Source organism: Kytococcus aerolatus (assembly GCF_900187395.1).
GTDB lineage: Bacteria > Actinomycetota > Actinomycetes > Actinomycetales > Dermatophilaceae > Kytococcus > Kytococcus aerolatus.
This window is the reverse complement of record NZ_FYEZ01000001.1, coordinates 594,491-614,536: the sequence shown is the minus strand read 5'-3', so window position 1 is coordinate 614,536 and position 20,046 is coordinate 594,491. Positions and strand designations below refer to the sequence as shown.

Annotated in this window: 17 protein-coding genes and 1 pseudogene; 12 read left to right on the top strand and 6 right to left on the bottom strand. The window is 66.3% G+C overall.

Annotation, left to right across the window (positions count from 1 at the left end; all coding sequences use genetic code 11):
• The first annotated feature begins 291 nt into the window (after positions 1–291).
• The 6 genes from galE (CFT82_RS02790) (at position 292) to CFT82_RS02765 (ending at position 6,244) form a co-directional block, all read left to right on the top strand.
• Positions 292–1,305 carry a UDP-glucose 4-epimerase GalE gene (gene galE, locus CFT82_RS02790; protein WP_088817551.1) on the top strand — a complete coding sequence of 338 codons (1,014 nt, stop codon included), beginning with the start codon at positions 292–294 and terminating at the stop codon, positions 1,303–1,305.
• A 272-nt stretch (positions 1,306–1,577) separates the two neighbouring features.
• Positions 1,578–2,600, top strand: coding sequence for a UDP-glucose 4-epimerase GalE (gene galE / locus CFT82_RS02785; RefSeq protein ID WP_088818292.1), 1,023 nt, complete (start codon positions 1,578–1,580; stop codon positions 2,598–2,600).
• Between the two features lies 1 nt (position 2,601).
• Positions 2,602–3,513, top strand: a complete 912-nt coding sequence (locus CFT82_RS12315; protein WP_407656017.1) for a nucleotidyltransferase family protein — start codon at positions 2,602–2,604, stop codon at positions 3,511–3,513.
• A gap of 3 nt (positions 3,514–3,516) precedes the next feature.
• Positions 3,517–4,752, top strand: a complete 1,236-nt coding sequence (locus CFT82_RS02775) for a glycosyltransferase family 4 protein (protein ID WP_088817549.1) — start codon at positions 3,517–3,519, stop codon at positions 4,750–4,752.
• Complete coding sequence (locus tag CFT82_RS02770) at positions 4,749–5,636, top strand: sulfotransferase family protein (RefSeq protein WP_088817548.1); 888 nt, start codon at positions 4,749–4,751, stop codon at positions 5,634–5,636. Before CFT82_RS02775 ends, CFT82_RS02770 begins: the two co-directional genes overlap by 4 nt.
• On the top strand, positions 5,633–6,244 hold the full coding sequence (locus CFT82_RS02765; protein ID WP_088817547.1) for a sugar transferase: 612 nt from the start codon (positions 5,633–5,635) through the stop codon (positions 6,242–6,244). The genes CFT82_RS02770 and CFT82_RS02765 overlap by 4 nt, the downstream gene beginning before the upstream one ends.
• A gap of 63 nt (positions 6,245–6,307) precedes the next feature.
• Here the strand turns inward: CFT82_RS02765 and CFT82_RS02760 are convergent, their stop codons facing one another.
• Both CFT82_RS02760 and cysC read right to left on the bottom strand, forming a co-directional pair.
• Positions 6,308–7,255: a sulfite exporter TauE/SafE family protein gene (locus CFT82_RS02760; protein WP_088817546.1), complete on the bottom strand. Its 948-nt coding sequence runs from the start codon at positions 7,253–7,255 to the stop codon at positions 6,308–6,310.
• Positions 7,252–8,406, bottom strand: a complete 1,155-nt coding sequence (gene cysC, locus CFT82_RS02755; protein WP_234994243.1) for an adenylyl-sulfate kinase — start codon at positions 8,404–8,406, stop codon at positions 7,252–7,254. Before cysC ends, CFT82_RS02760 begins: the two co-directional genes overlap by 4 nt.
• A 133-nt stretch (positions 8,407–8,539) precedes the next feature.
• On the opposite strand from cysC, the gene cysD reads away from it, so the two are divergent.
• The 6 genes and pseudogenes from cysD to CFT82_RS02725 all read left to right on the top strand — a co-directional run bounded on the left by cysD (position 8,540) and on the right by CFT82_RS02725 (position 15,894).
• The gene (gene cysD / locus CFT82_RS02750; protein WP_088817544.1) at positions 8,540–9,451 is read left to right on the top strand and encodes a sulfate adenylyltransferase subunit CysD; all 912 of its coding nucleotides are present in this window, start codon (positions 8,540–8,542) and stop codon (positions 9,449–9,451) included.
• Positions 9,451–10,716, top strand: a complete 1,266-nt coding sequence (locus CFT82_RS02745) for a sulfate adenylyltransferase subunit 1 (protein ID WP_088817543.1) — start codon at positions 9,451–9,453, stop codon at positions 10,714–10,716. Before cysD ends, CFT82_RS02745 begins: the two co-directional genes overlap by 1 nt.
• A gap of 90 nt (positions 10,717–10,806) precedes the next feature.
• Positions 10,807–11,979, top strand: coding sequence for a right-handed parallel beta-helix repeat-containing protein (locus CFT82_RS02740; protein WP_088817542.1), 1,173 nt, complete (start codon positions 10,807–10,809; stop codon positions 11,977–11,979).
• Between the two features lie 355 nt (positions 11,980–12,334).
• Positions 12,335–12,931, top strand: a complete 597-nt coding sequence (locus CFT82_RS11425; protein ID WP_143469459.1) for a hypothetical protein — start codon at positions 12,335–12,337, stop codon at positions 12,929–12,931.
• Positions 12,928–14,427 carry an O-antigen polymerase gene (locus CFT82_RS02730; protein WP_088817540.1) on the top strand — a complete coding sequence of 500 codons (1,500 nt, stop codon included), beginning with the start codon at positions 12,928–12,930 and terminating at the stop codon, positions 14,425–14,427. Before CFT82_RS11425 ends, CFT82_RS02730 begins: the two co-directional genes overlap by 4 nt.
• Before the next feature lie 132 nt (positions 14,428–14,559).
• Positions 14,560–15,894, top strand: a pseudogene (locus CFT82_RS02725) (ISL3 family transposase).
• 37 nt (positions 15,895–15,931) lie between these two features.
• Here the strand turns inward: CFT82_RS02725 and CFT82_RS02720 are convergent.
• The 4 genes from CFT82_RS02720 to CFT82_RS11420 are packed head-to-tail and all read right to left on the bottom strand — an operon-like array spanning position 15,932 to position 19,980.
• Positions 15,932–17,197: a lipopolysaccharide biosynthesis protein gene (locus tag CFT82_RS02720; RefSeq protein ID WP_088817539.1), complete on the bottom strand. Its 1,266-nt coding sequence runs from the start codon at positions 17,195–17,197 to the stop codon at positions 15,932–15,934.
• Positions 17,190–18,056 carry a sulfotransferase gene (locus CFT82_RS02715; protein ID WP_088817538.1) on the bottom strand — a complete coding sequence of 289 codons (867 nt, stop codon included), beginning with the start codon at positions 18,054–18,056 and terminating at the stop codon, positions 17,190–17,192. Before CFT82_RS02715 ends, CFT82_RS02720 begins: the two co-directional genes overlap by 8 nt.
• Positions 18,057–18,065: 9 nt before the next feature.
• Complete coding sequence (locus CFT82_RS02710; protein ID WP_088817537.1) at positions 18,066–18,971, bottom strand: polysaccharide deacetylase family protein; 906 nt, start codon at positions 18,969–18,971, stop codon at positions 18,066–18,068.
• Between the two features lie 28 nt (positions 18,972–18,999).
• A complete protein-coding gene (locus CFT82_RS11420) occupies positions 19,000–19,980 on the bottom strand; it encodes a glycosyltransferase (RefSeq protein WP_143469458.1) in 981 nt (326 codons plus the stop codon).
• Positions 19,981–20,046 lie beyond the last annotated feature (66 nt).

The following is a 20,046-nucleotide window of genomic DNA, read 5'->3' as shown; positions in this document are numbered from 1 at the left end:
GACGCCCGCAGCGTAGGGGATCCGGGCCGCGCGGGGGATCAGCCAGCGGCCCGAGCAGCGGTGGGACTGCGTCCAGGTGTTGTTCAGTGTGACCCTCGTGCGGGCCCCGGCGCAACGCTGATTCTGTCAGCGCGCTGTCGCCCCCGTGCAAGCCTTTGCCACACAGGGGTTTTGAGCAACATCGAACCCTTGTGTGAGACCTGTCACGAACGTCCTCCCGCCCCCCCCGCCGGGGTCCCTGCGGCTCGGGGGGGGTGCGTCGTGACCCCGGCGGACGGCTAGCATGGGCCCATGCGCATCCTGGTGACGGGCGGAGCCGGCTACATCGGCTCCCACACGACCCTGCTCCTGCTGGCCGAGGGCCACGAGGTGGAGGTGCTGGACAACCTGTCCAACTCCTCCCCGGTGGCCCTGGAGCGGATGGGCCACATCGCCGGCGGGCCAATCACCTTCCACCAGGTGGACCTGCTGGACCGCGACGCCACCGACCAGGTGGTCTCCCGCGGGTTCGACGCGGTCATCCACTTCGCCGGCCTGAAGGCGGTGGGGGAGAGCGTGGAGCAGCCCCTGCGCTACTACCGCACCAACCTCGAGTCAACGTTCAACCTGCTGGAGGCCATGACCCGCCACGGGGTGCGCCAGCTGGTGTTCTCGTCCTCGGCCACCGTCTACGGCCCCGATGGGGTGTCGCCCCTGGCGGAGGACGCCCCCACCGGGGCGACGAACCCGTATGGCTGGACCAAGGTCTTCATCGAGCAGGTGCTGCGCGACCTGGCCGCCGCGGACGCCACGTGGCGGATCGCGCTGCTGCGGTACTTCAACCCCATCGGGGCCCACGAGTCCGGGCTGATCGGGGAGGACCCGCAGGGCATCCCCAACAATCTGGTGCCCTACATCGCGCAGGTGGCGGTCGGGCGCCGCGAGCACCTGACGGTTCACGGGGACGACTACGACACCGTGGACGGCACGGGGGTTCGGGACTACATCCATGTGGACGACCTGGCGCGGGGCCACGTGGCGGCGCTGGACCAGCTGGCGCGAATGGACCACCCGGTGGGCGTCTGGAACCTGGGCACCGGGGGAGGGGTCTCGGTGCTGCAGATGGTGGAGGCATTCCGCCAGGTCACCGGCCGGGAGATCCCGGTGCGGGTGGGCCCGCGCCGGGCGGGGGACCTGGCGCAGGCGTTCGCCTCGGTGGACAAGGCGGCGGACGAGCTGGGCTGGCGGGCCGAGAAGCGGCTGGCGGAGATGGCTGCCGACACCTGGCGCTGGCAGCGAGGCAACCCGCGGGGTTATGAGGGCTGACTCCCTCAGCCGATGACGCGGGCGGGTACCCCGGCCACGGTGACCCCGTCGGGCACGTCGCGGGCGACCACCGCTCCCGCACCCACCATCACGTCGGCTCGACCGTCATCCGTGTGGCCCGCTCCCGCAGCTCGTCGGGGTACTTCCATGGTGCTGGCATGCTCTGCATCCTTCCGTGGGATCAGAGCCTCCACCAAAACCGGGGCGATTCAGAGGGTGCACGTTCTTGGGACTTCCGTAGGGCGTCCACGGTGTGTGGGTAGGCTGTGACCATGCGCATCCTCGTCACTGGTGGGTTGGGGTACATCGGGTCACACACGTCCATCCATCTGCTGTACAGGGGTCATCAGGTGGAGGTGATTGACAACCTGTCCAACTCGTCCCCGGTGGTCTGGCAGCGGATCCAGGAGATCTCCGGTGAGGAGGTCGTGTTCCACGAGGTGGACCTGATGGACCCGAAGAGGCTGGACGCCGTCCTTGCGCGGGGGTTCGACGCAGTCATGCATTTCGCGGGATTGAAGGCGGTGGGTGAGAGTGTCGAGCAGCCGCTGAAATACTACCGACAAAACGTCGTGACAACGCTCAATCTTCTGGATGCGATGGCGAGCCACGGGGTCCGTTGTCTGGTTTTCTCCTCCTCGGCCACCGTCTACGGCGAGGACGGGGCGAGTCCGCTGACCGAGGAGCTTCCAACGTCGGCCACCAACGCATACGGATGGACCAAGGTCTTCATCGAGCAGATCCTCCGGGACCTGACGGTTGCGGACCCTGACTGGCGCATCGCGTCCCTGCGATACTTCAACCCGGTGGGAGCGCACAGTTCCGGGCTCATCGGGGAGGACCCACGGGGTACTCCCAACAACTTGGTGCCCTACATCTCTCAGGTCGCCGTGGGGCGTAGGGAGCATCTGACGGTGCATGGAGCTGACTACGACACGCCGGACGGGACGGGCGTGCGGGACTATATCCACGTCGAGGACTTGGCAGCCGGCCACTCAGCCGCTCTGAGGCGGCTGCAGGAGACCTCACAGCCCTTCTCGGTCTGGAATCTTGGAACGGGAGCGGGGGTATCGGTCCTTGAGATGGTGGAGGCGTTCCGGGCGGTGAGTGGTCATCCTGTTCCCGTGGTCATCGGGCCACGCCGCCCTGGGGACCTCGCGGTTGTGTACGCCTCGGCGGACAAGGCGCTGGACGAACTCGGGTGGAGTGCTCGTCATGGACTGAGGCGCATGGTGGAGGATTCGTGGCGCTGGCAGCGGTCCAACCCGCAGGGGTACTCCTCGGTGGCTGGGTGACGTGGCGGTGAGTTCTCAGATCCAGGCGGGTGCACTAACGATCGCCGAGAGGGTGGAGATTGCACATGTGGCTGTGGGGGACAGCCTGACTGCAGCCGGGATACGTCATCTGTTCATCAAGGGGCCGGTGGTCTCCCGACAGTTCCCACGAGCGGCCGATGGGATCCGGCACGTCTCCTCGGATGTGGACGTTTGGGTTGACCCACTGACGGAGAGGGCCGTCATGCGAGCGCTCGTGGCAGATGGGTGGGAGACGCCCCATCTTCATTGGCTGCCATCGCTGGCCGACCATGCAGTGGTGCTCACCCACGACCTGTGGGGCCTCACCGTCGACGTGCATCGCACCTTCCCCGGGGTGGGGGTCGCCCCCATTGTTGCCTTCGAGTTCTTGTGGGCCCGACGAAGCTGTCTGCTGCTCGCCAATCGACCGGTGCCTGTGCCGGCTCGGTCTGAGCACTGTCTCCTCCTGATGCTCCATGCACTCAGGAGCCCAGTGGACTCGAAAACCCAGATAATCGCTGATCGAGCCCTGGCTGAGCTGGGCGATGGAGAGACGGGAGATCTGCAGCGGGCAGTCCAGACTCTCGGTGCTGGTCCGGCCCTCAACGTGCGGTCTGAGTTCTGGGGTACGTGGGGAAGCGGGTGGGATGAGATGTGGGCCCTTCGCAGCGGGCAGCGCTCCGGAGCGGCGATGTGGATGATGCGTCTCAAGGCTGCCCGGAGCTGGCGTGAGCGCCTAACGCTCGCGATATCGGCCCTCGTTCCGCGTCCCAGAGGGCAGGACCGTTGGAGGACGGGGGACAGGTTGAGGGCACTGCCGGCTCACTGGGCTCGAGGCGCGAGCCAGTTGCCAGCGGCTGTGCGACAACTACGGGCTGCCCGCCAACCCAGACACCAAGACGAGAAGGGCTGAGTCGTGAAGATCATCGCCGTCCACCGCTACTTCTGGCCGGACACGCCGCCCTACGCCAGTCTTCTTCGATCCATCGCAGGCCGCTGGTCCGGGGACGGGCACCGGGTCACGGTGCTCTCCTCGCCGCCGTCGTACACCTCGTCCCAGCGAGTCGAGGACGTACCGCGCAGCCAGGAGCTCGACGGCTTCACCGTCACTCGCGTGCCCGCCCTGAAGGAGCGTGGGGGCGGGTGGCGTCAGCTGGTCAACCTGGTGGGCTTCCCGGTGACGATCGCTTCTGCCGTGGCACGCCGTGATGCGGATGTCCTGATGTGCTCCACCGTGCCGCAGGTCACCCTGGGCGTGGCCATGGCAGCCGTTGCCAGGCTGCGGGGGATGTCGTTCGTCTACCACTGCATGGACCTGCAACCGGAGATCGGTCGTCTCTCGGGGGAGTTCGCGCACCCTGTCGTGTACCGAACCCTGCTGGCGGCCGACACCTGGGCCATGCGTCAGGCCACTCGCATCATCGTCCTCTCCGAGGACATGGCAGCCGCCGTTCGTCAGCGGGACGAGACGCTTGCCGAGCGTGTGGTCATCCTGAACAACTTCTCCCTCCCGGGGGGTGACGAGCCGGTCGGGAGTCCGCTGCCCCCGCCGGAGACAGGCACCCTGCGGGTGGTCTTCACCGGCAACGTCGGGCGCTTCCAGGGGCTTGACGCAGTGGTTGACGCCATGGCGCAGATCCCGGGGGAGACACCGGTCCAGCTGGTCTTCATGGGCGAGGGGCGGGCGAAGTCCGAGCTCGTCGCCCGGGCGGAGGGGCTCGACCTGCCTGCCGGAGTGGAGATCGTCTTCCTGCCTCACGGTTCGCCGGCCAGTGCCAAGGCCCTGATGCGTTCGGCCCACGTGGGCTTGGTCTCGCTGCAGCCCGAGGTGGTCCGCTACGCCTTTCCGTCGAAGACGGCGACCTATGCTGAGCAGGGCCTGCCGATGCTGGTCGTCTGCGAGGGCGACTCCGAGCTGGCCGGGACGGTCGTCACCGAGGGCTTGGGATGGCACGCCGCCCCCGGTGACGCCGCTGCGATCGCCAGCGGTCTCATGGAGGCCGCCCGGGAGCTGCGCGACGGGATCTGGCGTGAACGGCACGAGCGTGTGCGGCGTTACGCTGTGGCGGAGTTCGACGCAGCGGTCGTGCTGGGCAGGTGGAGTCGACTGCTGGACCAGATCGCCGAGGAGAGGGCAGCGCACCAGTCATGAACAAGCTCATCATCATCGTGGGTGCGCCGCGCTCCGGCACCAACATGTTGCGGGACGTCCTCACGTCCCTCGAGGGCGTCTCGACCTGGCCCTGCGACGAGATCAACCCGATCTGGAAGCACGGCAATCTCGATGTCCCGCACGATGAGCTGCTCCCGGAGCATGCTCGGCCGGAGGTCGTGAGCTTCCTGCGCCGCAACTTCGCCCACGCGGCGGAGGAGTTCGGATGTGACGTGCTGGTGGAGAAGACCTGTGCCACCTCCATGCGGGTGGCTTTCGCGGCCAAGACCTTCCCCGAGGCGGAGTTCGTCTTCATCCATCGCGACGGTTTCGATGCAGCAGCCTCTACGATGAAGCGCTGGAACGCCCCCTTCGACCTGGCGTACACGCTGCGCAAGGTGCGCTACGTGCCGGTTGCGGATCTGCCGATGCAGATCCTGGCCTTCCTGCGTACCCGTCTGGGCAAGATCCTAAGCGGCCAGGCTGGCAGCACCGAAGCCGACCTGAAGGTCGCCACGTGGTGGGGGCCGCGGCCGCACGACTTCCGGCAGCTGCAGGAGAGCTGCACCTTGGAGGAGGTGGCCCTCACCCAGTGGGAGCGGTGCGCGTCGTTGACCCTCGACCAGCTCGCCGCCGTGGCTCCAGAGAAGGTCCACCGCGTGGCGTATGAGGACTTCGTGCAGGAGCCGGAGGCCGAGCTGCGTCGGTTGCTGGACGAGCTGGGGCTGGAGGACCGTTACGCCGCGGAGTCGGTGGCCACGGTTTCTGCGGGCAGCATCGGCAAGTCGCTCACGCAGTACCCGCCCGCCGAGAGGGAGCGTCTGGCGGACATGGTCGGCCCGACGATGCAGCGCCTGGGCTACCCAGAGGACGGCCTGGCATGACGGGACTGACCTCGCGGCAGGCGGCGGTGAAGCGGGCGTTCGACCTCACGGTGTCCTCCATCGGGCTCGTGGCTGCAGCTCCGGTCATCGTGACAGCCACGGTGGTCGCCACGGTCGACACCCGTGAGTGGGGCATCTTCAGCCAGCGGCGCATCGGGCGACACGGTGAGCCGTTCACCGTGCACAAGATCCGCACCATGCGCAGCACCACCACGCCCGGCACCACGGTGACCGCCAGTACCGACCCCCGGATCACCCGGTCGGGGGCGTTCATGCGCCGGACCAAGATCGACGAGCTCCCTCAGCTGTGGGACGTGCTCAGGGGGGCCATGAGCTTCGTGGGCCCTCGCCCCGACGTCCCCGGGTTCGCTGATCGGCTCGAGGGTGAGGATCGACTGCTGCTCTCCATCCGCCCGGGCATCACCTCGCCGGGAACCCTGGCGTTCCGCAACGAAGAGGAGATCTTGGCGGAGCAGGATGACCCCGAGCGCTACAACCGGGAGGTCATCTGGCCGGAGAAGGTTCGGATCAATCTGGAGTACATCCGGAACTGGTCGCTCCTCAAGGACGTGCAATGCATCCTCCAGACGGTGCGTCCCGGGCGCTGAGGGCCATCCACACAGGTGCGGCTCCCCACACGTCGGTGTGGGGAGCCGCATCAGCGTGTGGAACTACTCTGAGTCGCGACCTCGTGCGGCCTTGGGCCGCCCTCCGGGCAGGTGCTCGTTCTCGAAGGCAGGCAGTCCGTGGTGCATGCGCAGCAGTCCCCACACCACGGGGCCGAGGATCAGCAGGGCGGCTCCGCTGAAGCCCACCCACAGCGAGGGGACGCCCAGCATGGCCAACGAGCTGACCGTCAGGACGATGACGATGCCGCGGCGCACGATGGACTGGGGCACGACGGCGGCCAGTCTGGCCCCCAGGAAGGTCCCCGGCGCGCCACCGATCAGCAGGGGGACGAGGATGCTCCAGTCGACGCCGTTGACGATGACGTGACCGATCGCGGCCGAGACGACGAGGGGAATGGCCTGGACGAGGTCGGTCCCCACGAGCTTGACAGCGCTCAGGGCGGGGTAGAGCAGCAGGAGCAGAACCATGATGAGGGTGCCGGACCCGACGCTGGTGATGCCGACCAGGAGACCACCCAGAGTGCCGATCAGGAGGGTCGGGATCGGGCGGACCTCGGGGTCTGGGGCGTTTGGGTCGTCCAGGATTCCGCGGGCCAGCTCCAGGTACATCCGGAGGAAGTACGTGGTCGCGGTGATCAGCAGGGTGCACCCGATGGCTGTCTTGAGGAAGGTCTGCTGGACGTCGAAATCCCCCAGGTTGTCGATGATGAAGGCACCCGCAAAGGCCGTCGGCACCGATCCGATGATGAGCCATTTTGCCAGCTTGAAGTGCGGTGAGCCGTGCTTGGCGTGCACGGTCGCTCCCACACTCTTGTTGACGGCCGCAGCCACGAGGTCGTTGGCCACGGCCGTGCTCGGGGGGATGCCCAGGAACACCAGAGCAGGCGTCATGAGTGCCCCACCACCCATGCCGGTCAACCCGATGACCACGCCGATCAGGCTGCTCACGAGGAGCAGCGGGAGGAAGTCTCCGGTGAACAGTTCCGTCATGAGGCGTCCTTGTCAGGCGTGTCGGCGGTGGTCAGGCCGTGGGCAGCCAGGAGGTCCCACACCTCGGTACCGACCTCCTCGATGGTCCGGCCCGTGGTGTCGACGCGCAGGTCAGGGTGGGCCGGGGTCTCGTAGGGAGACGAGATGCCGGTGAAGTCCGGGATCTCACCCGCACGGGCTCGTGCGTAGAGGCCCTTGCGGTCACGGCGCTCGCACTCCTCCAGCGGAGTGGCGACGTGGACGAGGAGGAACTGGACGCCGTTCTCGGCGCACATCGCGGCGATCTCCTGCCGGTCCACCTCGAACGGGGCGATCGGGGAACAGATGGTCAACCCGCCGTGAGAGGCGATCTGGGTGGCCACCCAGCCGATCCGGCGCACGTTCGTCTGCCGGTCCTCGGCGGAGAAGCCGAGCCCCTTCGAGAGGTGGTGCCGCACGACGTCACCGTCCAGGAGGGTGACCCGGTGGTCGCTCGCCTCCACCAGCTGGTCCCGCAGGTGGCGGGCGAGGGTGGACTTCCCGGACCCGCTCAGGCCGGTGAAGAGCACAACCCCGGCGCCGGGCAGGGGTTGTTGCGCTCCCCCCTTTGCGGTCCGGTGGGTGCTGCCCGCCCCGAGCGCGGCGAGCACTCGTCGGCGGAGTGAGTGATCGCGGCCGGCGGCCGGCACGTGCAGCACCCGGGCGTTGGAGCACTCGCTGAGCCGGCGGAGCGTGTCGGCGCCCCGGGGGTCGATCCCCCCGTCATCGGTGCGTAGCGGGACGGTGGTCAGGACGAGGTCGTCGGCATTGAGATCCGTCACGTCAGCCGGTGGGGGCGTGGGCAGGAACCCCTCGAGCACGGTGACGGTGCGGGGAGGGGCGCTGGGCCACCGGCGGAGGTGGGCGAAGGGGAGCGGGGACGCCTCGGAGAGCCACTCGACGGTCGCTGTCAGCAGATCGTCCCCACCGCCCTCGATGGGCTGGGGGGACAGGCGCGCGACCGGTACGCCCTCGGGGTCCAGGACGACCGTGCTGCCGTCCGGGGCAGCGGCCCCTCCCGCTCGGGGGAGGTGCTCGACGCCTCCCTCCTCGGGTGCGAGCTGGCGCAGGGCGTCCAAGTGGTCCAGGAGCCGGGCGTCACCGGTCAGGGATGTCTGCGGAGAGGTACTCACATCTCGTGAGTATGGCACCTTCCGGGCCGTCGACCGAGCAGCTCCGCACGGGGTGCGACCTACCGGGGCGGGGGCAGTGATTCTGGGCGGTATGGTGAGTTGGACAACCCGCCCGCCAGCAGAGAGGTCGCACATGTCGACTCTTCCTGACTACCGGCTCTCGCAGCTCGACGAACTCGAGGCCGAGTCGATCCACATCTTCCGCGAAGTCGCTGCGGAGTTCGAGAAGCCGGTGCTCATGTTCTCCGGTGGGAAGGACTCCATCGTGATGCTCCGCCTCGCGGAGAAGGCCTTCTACCCCGCCAAGGTGCCCTTCCCGGTCCTCCAGGTGGACACCGGCTACGACTTCCCCGAGGTGCTGGCCTGCCGTGACCGGTGGGTGGAGCGTCTGGGGCTGCGTCTGCACGTGGCGTCGGTCGAGCAGGCCATCAAGGACGGCATCGTCGTGGACGACGGGAAGACGCCGCGCAACCGACTCCAGATCGGCACCCTGCTGAATGCCCTGGAGACCGAGGGGTACACCGCCGCCTTCGGAGGCGGACGGCGGGACGAGGAGAAGGCGCGCGCCAAGGAGCGCGTGTACTCCCACCGTGACGAGTTCGGCCAGTGGGACCCGAAGAACCAGCGTCCCGAGCTGTGGAGCCTGTACAACGGGCGCATCCACGAGGGTGAGCACATGCGCATCTTCCCGCTCTCCAACTGGACCGAGCTGGACATCTGGGACTACATCGGCCGGGAGAAGGTCGACATCCCGGAGATCTACTTCGCGCACCAGCGCCGTGTCTTCGAGCGCGGTGGCATGCTCTTCACCGAGACGGAGAACAACCCGCTCCGCGAGGGCGAGACGGTCTCCGAGCGCACGGTGCGCTTCCGTACCGTGGGGGACATGACGCTCACCGGCTGTCTGGAGTCCGACGCCGACACCGTGGAGAAGGTCATCGAGGAAGTGGCCGCTTCCCGTATCACCGAGCGCGGGGCTACCCGTGGCGACGACAAGTTCTCCGAGGCCGCCATGGAGGACCGCAAGAAGGAGGGCTACTTCTGATGGGCAACGAACTTGGCTTGGACCTGCTCCGCTTCGCCACCGCCGGCTCGGTGGACGACGGCAAGTCGACCCTCATCGGTCGCCTGCTCATGGACTCGAAGTCGATCTTCGAGGACCAGATGGAGTCGGTCGAGAAGACGTCTCAGGACAAGGGCTTCGACTACACCGATCTGGCACTGCTGACCGATGGTCTGCGCTCCGAGCGCGAGCAGGGCATCACCATCGACGTCGCATACCGCTACTTCGCGACCCCGAAGCGCAAGTTCATCATCGCCGACACCCCGGGGCACGTGCAGTACACCCGGAACATGGTGACCGGTGCCTCCACCGCCGACCTGGGCATGGTGCTGGTGGATGCGCGGAACGGACTCAGCGAGCAGTCGCGGCGCCACGCGGTGCTCCTCTCCCTGTTGCGGGTGCCCCACATGGTGCTCTGCGTCAACAAGATGGACCTCGTGGACTACTCCCAGGAGCGTTTCGAGGAGATCCGCGACGAGTTCGAGGCCTTCGCGACCAAGCTCAACGCTCCCGACCTGGAGATCATCCCCATCTCCGCCCTCGTCGGCGACAACGTGGTCCACCGCAGCGAGAACATGCCGTGGTACGAGGGGCCCTCCCTCCTGCACCACCTGGAGAACGTCTACGTCGGCGCTGACCGGGACATGACGGACGCCCGCTTCCCGGTGCAGTACGTGATCCGTCCGAAGTCCGACAAGTGGCACGACTACCGCGGGTACGGCGGGCAGGTCGCCGGTGGCGTGTTCAAGAAGGGCGACGAGGTGATGGTGCTGCCCAGCGGCATGACCTCGACCGTCGCGGGTGTCGACCTCGCGGAGCAGGAGATGGACGAGGCGTTCCCGCCGATGTCGGTCACCCTGCGCCTCGAGGACGACGTGGACATCAGCCGCGGCGACATGATCTGCCGTCCGCACAACGCCCCGGAGCCGATCCAGGACATCGACGCGATGGTCTGCTGGATGGACGGCGCGAGGACGCTCAAGCCGAAGTCGAAGCTGCTCATCAAGCACACGACCCGGCAGGTGAAGTGCCTCGTCAAGTCGGTGGACTACCGGCTGGACGTGAACTCGCTGCACCGTGACCTGGAGGCCGGGGAGCTGGCCCTGAACGAGATCGGCCGTGTGCAGATCCGTTCGGCGCAGCCGCTCATGGTCGACCCGTACGAGCGCAACAAGACGACGGGCTCGTTCATCCTCATCGACGAGGCCACCGGAGTCACCGTCGGCGCGGGCATGGTGAACGGCTGAGGGGTGACTCACCGCAACGATGGTCCATCGGGACTACGGGCACCGGGCGTCTCGCGACGCCCGGTGCTGGCGGCTGTGCTGGGAGCAGGAGTGACGGTCGTGGCAGCGTGTTCGACCCCTCCAGAGGAGACGCCCGACCGGCCGGGCCTCAAGCAGATTCGCGACCAGCTCCGCGGTGCGCGGCCTGGGGAGACGGTGCGTTTGGAGAGCCGCGAGGGCGGGCACCGCCTCAACAGACCACTTCAGGTCCCAACGGGGGTGACTCTGGCCGGGGACGAGGGCGCTCTTCTCTACGCCGCCGGTCGGCTGAAGTCCGCAGTGATCCTGGAGTCGGGCGCCCACTTGTCGGGTCTGAGGATCGAGTCCCGGGGGGCTCCCCTGATCTCCGGCATTCAGGTGGTGCGCGAAGCGAGGAACGTCCAGATCGAGAACTGCGAGGTGGTGGGCACCTCAGCCGCGTTGGGCATCATGGCGCACGGGATGCCGCGAGATCTGGTGGTCAAGCAGTGCCTCCTCGACGGGCCAGCTACTGGCGTGAGCCTTGTGGGCGGGGGCTCCGGGGTCCGGCTGGAGGGTGTCGAGGTCGCCAACTGGTCACAGCGGGGGATCTACCTGCAACAGAAGAGGAACCAACGATTCTCCCAGGTGAGTGTTGCCGATTGCCGCATCAGTGATCTCCGGGCCGGTGGTTCGTCCAGGTACCCGCTGGTCGTGACTGGCACCCGGGGATACGTCACCAAGAGCTTGAATATCACCCGTTGCGAGGTCACGGGGCCAGGTAGGTCATATCGAGACGAGAAGGAACCGGGCACGGCTGACCAGATCGCGGTCCGGTTCGCCCAAGATGTGGAGGTGGCGGACAACACCTCAGTGGGTGGCGGCGACGTGGGTATCACCGTCGCGCACTCTCGGAAGGTCCGCGTCGTGCGCAACGAGGTGCGCGAGAACGACACCGCAGGAATATATGTCGGCTCTCGATTCGATTCCACTGCCGCGGACATCTTGGTGGAGGAGAATGTTTTGGTTGACAACGGCCAGAATCGCATGGGTGATCGTAAGGACCACGGTCGGGTGGGCATCCGCGTGACGTCCGCCAAGGCGGTTCGGGTCCGTCGGAACAAGGTGGTGAACACTCAGGGCACCCAGATCTCGGGGGTCACCTTGGAGAATTCGCCAACCACGACGCTCGATGATAATACGATCGAAGGGGCCCAAAATCAGATCGTCCGAATCAAAGAAGTTGCGGGAGACGCAGATGGTTGATCACTCTGAGGTTGGGTCCCCCTCATACCCCCGGACCATCTACGTGACGGGTGCGGCCAGAAGTGGGTCGACCCTGATCGGCGAGGTCATCGGAACGCAGCCGGGCGTCCTGACGATCGGCGAGATCTCGCTCTTCTGGCGCGATGTGGCTCGTGGCAACAGGTGTGCGTGCGGTGAGGTGCTCACGGATTGCCCGCTCTGGTCGTACGCGCTGCAGGAGGTCTGCGCGAGGATTGGAATCTCGTCCGCCGATTACGGAGACCTGGCCGCGACACGGGCCCGACTGGCTCGGACCACTCGACCCACCGAGCTCCTGCGTCTTCGCCGTACCCCTGCTCACGCGTGGCCGGATGACGTGCGACTGCTGGTCGCGGCAACGACCTGGCTCGTGGCGGCGGCCGCCGAGAAAGCGGGGGCGGACGTCGTGGTGGACACCTCCAAGACGACGCCTGGTGCGCTCTTCCTCGACCTGTGTGGGGCTGAGTACTCACTGCTGCACGTCATGCGCCGCCCGGAGGCGGTCGTGTCCTCCACCCTCAGGTCGCGGGGGGTGGAGCGGGGGAACGCTGAGTCCGCACCGCCCGGAGGAAGTCTTGCGGTCGGGGTGGCGCGCTGGGTGTGGGCGAACCTCAATGCGGTCCTTGTTCTCAAGATCTCCAGGGCTCGCAGCGCCGTGAGATGGGACTACGAGCGATTCGTGGAGAACGCCGAGCAGATGACGCTCGAGCTGGTTGCGTCCCTGGGCATCCCCCCGGACTCGTCGCCCTTTGTCGGGCGCACGGTGGAGCTGGGGGAGAGCCACTCGGCCGTCGGAAACCCGGGCCGTGGCGGCGAGCGGATCACCCTCCGTGAGGACCACCGGTGGAGAAGTGAGCTGTCGGCAACGGATCAGAGGTTGATCCAGACCATGACGTGGCCCGTGGTGTCGTGGCTCGGGGGGCAGGTCCGATGACGGCCATCACGGCGGCGGTGGAACATGCAGAAGGTGCCCAGGAGGGCCGCTCGGTTCTCCCGAACCTGCTCCTCCTGGGCTGGTCTCTCGTCGCTGCGGTAGCGGGGATCATGGCGATGGGAAACCCCTCGCTGTGGCAGGTGTGTCTCGGTGCGGCCGCGTCGGCCATCGTCACGCTGCCCGCCACGCAGCGGGGTTACACGGCCTACGGGCCTTGGACGCTGGTGATTGCCATCACGTACGTCGCCTGCGGTATCAGGCCGATGTACGTGCTGACTGGAGATTCTCCTGGGCGCTCGGTGGACGAGCTGTTCCTGCTCGGGCAGCCGCCTGAGTTCTTTCTGGACAACGGCTTGGTCTACCTGCTCGGCATCGCTCTCTTCACCGCAGGTTACATCTTTGCGGGGCCTGAGAAGGAATTCAAGGGCTCCCCGCTGCGGATTCTCAGCAAGCCGGTTCTTGGACCCAGCACGCCCGTGGTGGTGTTGTTGTGTGCCCTCATAGGTCTCGCGGCCCTGTACATGTATGTCTCTGCCGCCGGTGGCGTCAACTTGTCCGACTTCTCCAGCAAGGCACGAAGTGGGGGGACCGAGATCTCCCAGGACTATGAGAGCCACGGGGTGGCGCGCTCCCTCACCCAGTTCTCGGTTGTGGCCTTCTGGCTGCACGTCGCCTACTCCCTTCGGCCCGGCAACAAGATTCGTCTCCTGTCGACGGAGGTGGTCGCGGGCGTGCTGCTCTTCATCCTGAGCTGCCTCTTCCCGATCATCACCAACGCGCGCTCGGACATCGCGTACACGGTTTTCGTCGCCCTCGCGATCGCGTCTCTCCTGAAGCGTCCGCCCAAGCTGATCGCTCTCTTGCTGGTCACCGTCGTGGGCATCGGCGTGATCAACTTCCTGACGCTGTCCCGCGGGTCGAGCACCTCGGAGGTTGAGCTCTCGGATGTCCTCGCGGTGAGCGTCATCGAGGAGTCAGTGATCTACAACCGGAACTTCGCGGACCTCTACAACGCATCCCACATCATTGCCAACACGCCGGAGGTGCTCCCCTCTGCGAACGGCTCCACGATCACCGGGTGGCTTGCCGCGCCCATCCCGCGCGCGCTGTGGCCTGAGAAGCCCCTGGTGAACCCGGGTCCCATCGTCGGGGAGTACATCTACGGGAACGGTCGCTCGGGCGTCCCTCCGGGCATCGTGGCTGAGATGTGGTGGAACTGGCAGTGGCCAGGGATCGTGGTGGGTACTTTCGTGGGTGGGATCTTGGTAGGGCTCGTATCGCGACTCAAGAACATCTCGAGCGCCAGTACTGCCTGGATTGCGCTCTTCGGTGGTGGCCTCCTCCGTTTCGGGGCGTTCGCCCTGACCTCAGGGATTGGGGGTGCCCTCTTCAAGTCCCTCGAGGCCTCCGTGTACATGTTCCTGGCCGTCTCGCTGTGTGCAATCGCCGCAGGGGCGTTCCGGAGTGGGGTGCACCACGGAGCCGCTGGCTCCTGAGGTGGTGTCGGCGCCCTTCCTCGTGAGGTGGCGCCGCTTCCCGGGGTCACAGAGCTAAGGGGGCTCTTCCGATCTGAGGGTGTAGCAGTGGTGGTGTGACCGGGTCGAGGTAGGGGTCGAGGTCCCCTGATGATGGGGGTTCCTACACCGACCCGACCAGAAGACCTCGACGTGCGTGAACTTACCTTTGATGCCCCTGATCTGACGACCTTCGCCCGCCTGGACGAGCTTGGCCTCGTTGCGGTTGGCCAGCGCGTGGAGCCTGACCGGGCGGTGCTGGAATGCCGGGTGGTCGCGGGCGATGACGACGCGTTCTGCCGGCACTGCGGGGCCGAGGGCGCCGCGCGGGGCACGGTGACCCGGCAGCTGGCGCATGAGCCGTTCGGGTGGCGGCCCACCACGCTGCTGATCCGGGTGCGTCGCTTCGGCTGTCAGGCGTGCCGGCGGGTGTGGCGCCAGGACACCACTGCGGCGGCGGACCGGCGGGCGAAGCTGTCGCGTGCAGCGGTGCGGTGGGCGCTGGTGGCCCTGGTGACCCAGCACCTGACTGTCGCCAGGTTGGCCGAGGCTCTGGGAGTGGCCTGGGACACCGCCAACGACGCGGTCCTCGCGGAGGGCAAGCGGGTCCTGATCGACGACCCGGCCCGGTTTGACGGCGTCACCGCGATCGGCGTGGACGAGAACGTCTGGCGCCACACCCGGCGTGGCGAGAAGTACGTGACCGACATGGTTGACCTGACCGGCATCCGTGACGGCACCGGCCCAGCACGGCTGCTGGAGATGGTCGAGGGCCGCTCCAAGCAGGCGTTCAAGACCTGGCTCGCCGAACGTCCCCATGCCTGGCGTGACCGGGTGGAGGTCGTCGCGATGGACGGGTTCACCGGGTTCAAGACCGCCACCACCGAGGAGCTACCGGACGCGGTGGCGTTGTGACGGACCCGTTCCACGTGATCCGCCTCGCCGGAGACGCGCTGGAGGAGTGCCGGCGCGGGTCCAGCAGCAGCTGCATGGGCACCGCGGCCGCAAGGGCGACCCGCTCTACTGCGCGCGGCGGACCTTGCACACCGGCGCCGACCTGCTCACCGACAAACAGACCATCCGGCTCACCGCGCCCTTCGCGACAGAGGACCACGTCGAGGTTGAGGCGACCTGGGGGATCTACCAGCGCATTATCCACGCCTACCGGCACCCCGACCGGACAACCGGACGCGTCGAGATGAACTCCGTGATCGAGGCCCTCACCGCCGGCGTCCCCGAGCCACTGGCCGAGCTGCGCAAGCTCGGCCGCACCCTGACCCGCCGCGCCGAGGACGTCCTGGCCTACTTCGATCGGCCACACACCAGCAACGGCCCCACCGAGGCGGTGAACGGTCGCCTGGAGCACCTACGCGGCTTGGCCCTGGGCTTTCGCAACCTCCCCCCACTACATCACGCAGCCTCCTCGAAGCAGGCGGCTTCAGACCCTAACTACACCCTCGATTGTGAAGAGCCCCCTAAACGTGCATCAGTCCCTTGAGGCCGGTGAGTCAGGCATTGTGTTAACAAGTTTAACGACCATTGCGAGGACCACGGCTGTTCCCAGCAGGAATCCCATGGTGAGGGAGTGGGCGGCGCCGAGCGCACCGAACTTGGGGATAAGAACCACGCTGGCCAGCGCCACTGTGGCGAGTGTGACGCTATCTACCAGCATGTAGCGGGTGAATGCAGTGGATGCTTCGAGTGCCTTGGACAGCATACGCTGGAGGGTAATCACAGTAGACGAGAGGAGCAGTGCCATGAGCAGCGGGCGATTCACATACTCCGGGCCTAGGGCGCGGGCGATTACCCAATCCCCAATCGCCCACGCTGCCACCATGGCAGCGGCAGATACCCCTGCCCCGAAAGCGACCAGCCTCACTAGTGATCGAACGAAGTATTTCCGGCGCCCTTCATGGTAGGCGCGGGACATCGGTGAGATGAGCGTAGTGGCCATGGCTGAGGTGATGCTGGAGATCAACTGGGCGAGGTAGGCCAGTGGGACGAATCCACCGAGTGCGGCGCTACCGGCGGTGGCCTGCAGAAGGTACCGCGGGGCGTTGATGGACAGGGAACTCACGCCCGCATCCACGCCCAGGGGAAATCCCTTGGTGAGCATCGCTCGAAGGGCAGGGACTGTGCGGGGCTCTTCTGGCCGGGTGGCCTGTGGGTCGTTACGGATCAATCGCTGAACCCGTGGCTTGTCGAGGAGCAGCTGGGGGATGACCCACCCGACCATCAAGCCGACGGCGGACCACGCCAGGCTGTCCGTGAGGAAGGCGGCGAGAGCGACCATCATGGGGCCAAGAAGTGCCCTGCTGAGTAGTGACTGGGCGACGTAGTCCAGTCTGTCGTGCACTTGGAAGTACCCGTAATTCAACTGCCCACGCGCCTCCACGGCCTTGGCGCCGCAGACAGCCACCAGGGCTGCGAGCAGACCCATGTCGGTGAAGGTGAACACCCCAATGAGGAAGGAGATCCCCATGGCAACGGCGTTAAGTAGGTGCCGCATTCGCTCGAATTGGGACACACTCCAGCGCCTGCGGGCATCGGTGGCCTGGATGACTCGTAGGTTGAGGCCCGTCAATAGGAAGACCGGTGCCGTCAGGGCCAGCAGCAGCGAGTACTCACCGACCGTAGCCTGGGAGAAGAGACGGCCGAGGATTGCCAGAACAAGCCATTGGGAGAAATTATAGAGTGTGGTGCCGGCAAAGTTCCAAGCGAAGGCGGAACGCCGTGATCCCGCCTCAGCCATTCGAGTGCAAGGGGCGTAGTGCGTTCACCGTGGCTTGGAGGTCCCACCATCCGTCAAGGTTGAGGAGGCTCTCGAACTGCTGAACATCCTCGCTCAGCTGGTCCTGCAGCCACTCGAGTGTCTTGCGGGACGGTGTCGCAGGGCGAGGCGGGGCCTTTGGCAGCACAGCCTTCATCAGCCGCTTCCGCCCCGCCTCGGGAACCAGAGGGCGAATCCGCTTGCGGTACAGGCTACTGTTGCTAATCACGGACCACGGGCCACGCGCCACGACCTTGGTGCCGGCTGCGTTATGGGCTATGCCGGTGGCATGTCCCAAGGTGGGGTCGACGCCCAGGAAGTTCAGCGCCTGCTTCAGCGTCTCCTCTCGACGGGTCGTGAAGTGCTCGAACCGGATAGGGAGGATTCGTTCGACCCCCACGAGGTCGATCCAAGGGGAGATCTGAAAAGCGTACCGTGAGTTGTCGACCATCTCTGGAATGGTGCGCACGGCGGTGTCTGCGTCCGCGGGGGCTCGCCCGAGCGCGTAGTCGTGGTGGTGGTGACTGAGCGTTCGGCGGAGGGGGTCCCGAACGATGTAGATGACGCGCAGGTCCCGTAGGTGGGCCGCGTTGCCGATCACCTCGGGATGCACCGTGCGCATGCTGTAGGTCGTGTCAACCTCCCCGATCAGGGCGGTCGTAGGCGTCGTCGGAATCGTTGCCAAAGCCGCGTGAACCTCGGCCGCAGACAGAGTGCGGCCTGATAGGAAGGAAGACTCCTTGTCGGGTAGCGCCAGTTGCGGGTGGGAGCGCAGGTCTTCATAAAAACTGGTGGTCCCGCATTTCTGCGCTCCGATGACCAGGAAGTGGGCGTGGCTCACAGTGAATCCTCAGGTGGTGGGCAAGGGGGCTGGCGTCGCTCCCTCAAGAGTGGAGGAGTGATACACCTCAGGCCAGCGGTTGTCCGTGACCGTCGACAGTCGGGCGCTTCTGGCGATGAAGTAGTCCATATGCGCGTCAGGCCACTCTGTCATGAGGTGCTCTCGGCGGATGCACAGGGACTCCGGCGGCCCCTCGTGACGCACCGTGTGCGCACCGCGAGTAGCCGATGCGGCCGAGACATGTCCCGCGGCAAATACATCCTTGGCCGCGCGTGATGTAAAGTGTTCCCAGCGGCCATTGGGCCACGCGAAGTGTTCGCTGGCTCCGAGTCGGCGGCGGAGGAGTTCCGCCGCCGAGTAGACTTCCTCCGTGGCTTCCGCCGGGGTCAACTCTGCGACTGTTCGGTGGGTGACGGTGTGATTGCCGATCTCGTGCCCGAGGGTCAGCAGTTCCTCGAGGTCCCCCCAAGTCATGGCCACCTCATCACAGCCTCTAGTGAAGCCGAAGAACCGCCGGGCCGCTGCGGTGGAACTCGTATCGACAAATCCTGTCGGAATATAGAACATTCCAGAAATGCCATGTTCGGCGAGGATTCGGCCTACCTGCAGGTTGCTTGCGAAACCATCGTCGAAACTGAACGATGCGATAGGATGATCGATTGGCCCCTCCTGCACTAGGCGCACAGCTTCGCTGTGGCTTACGACACGGTGCGTGGCAGCCACCCTTTGGACGAGTCTTCTAAAGGAGTCCATCTCTTGGGCCGGCACGGCATGGAGGTAGAGAAAGTGCACCCGTGGAAGGGACCACGCCTCCTCGATTTCCCCGTTGAGTCGCGCCTTTGTGGAGAGCGCATCCAGGGTGGCCTTTCTCCCGACTTTCCTTAGGGCGGAAGTCGGCTTCATGAGTGCGTTCACAAATTACTCCTCTTTGCGGGGGAGGGGGTCATGGGCGGGGAATCGGGATTTCAAGGGACTCCAGCCATCTGGCAAGCTCATCCCCCCAAACCAGCCGTTCCTGCTCACGCTGGGCGTGTGTCCTCAGGGCACGGTGCCAGTCGGCGGAGACGTCAGGAGGCGTCCACAGGGCTCGGGCCAGAGCTGCGGGAGAGTCCGGGTCGAAGAATGCCTCGTCGTCAGCGGTCTTCAGCCGCAGGAGGATCTCGCGGACACCAAGGGCTGCACTAGGTATGACTCGCGGCTGCAGGGACACGGCCTCGAGGACGGAGAACGGAGATGCCTCTACTCGGCTCGGGATCACCACGGCGTGCGCTTCTCGCAAGGCGGCCAGGGCCACGGGGCGGCTAAGGGCGCCGGGATGGAACTCCAGGTCGGGGATGCCCTGGGCCTGGGCTTGGAGGCATCTAAGTACCTCCGGGGCCTTTGGCGGCCCTGCGACGTAGAGGCCATGGGTGCCGCCACCCTCGCGGTAGCGGCGATAGCCCTCGAAGAGCGTGCTGACGTTACGGTAGGAGTTGAGCGACCCGATGGCTACGAATCGACCACGTGCGACAGGGACGCTTTCGTCCTCGCTGGCAGCCAGGGCTTCTTCGAACCCCGTGTCGAGGGGGTTGTGCATCACAGGCGAGTACTTAGCGGGATCTCCGAGCGTGGGGATTGCCCCGGAGATTCGGTGGATGGCGGAGGCGCGGCGCATGTGCCACTCGGAGGCCGCCCGGAGGAGCAAGACCCGGCGCAGTTCGGACTTCGCCGCCCCTCGGATCGCCCAAGGCCAAGCGTTCTGTGGGGCCAGCAGGTATGTCTCAGGCAGATTTCGTCCGTGGGGAACGTTCCGGGGAAACACCGGAATCGCGCCTGGGCCACCGGCTAAAATGGAGTGGCGGGCGGCAGCATGGGCTACATTGTTGAAGTAGGCGCCACCACCGCCGGACCAAGCACCATCGGAAACGAACTCGAAGCGCTTCATGCACAACTCCTCGTGGGGGTGGGAGTGGGGTTCCCGTAGGCGTGTCGATGGGACTCGTGTGAAGAG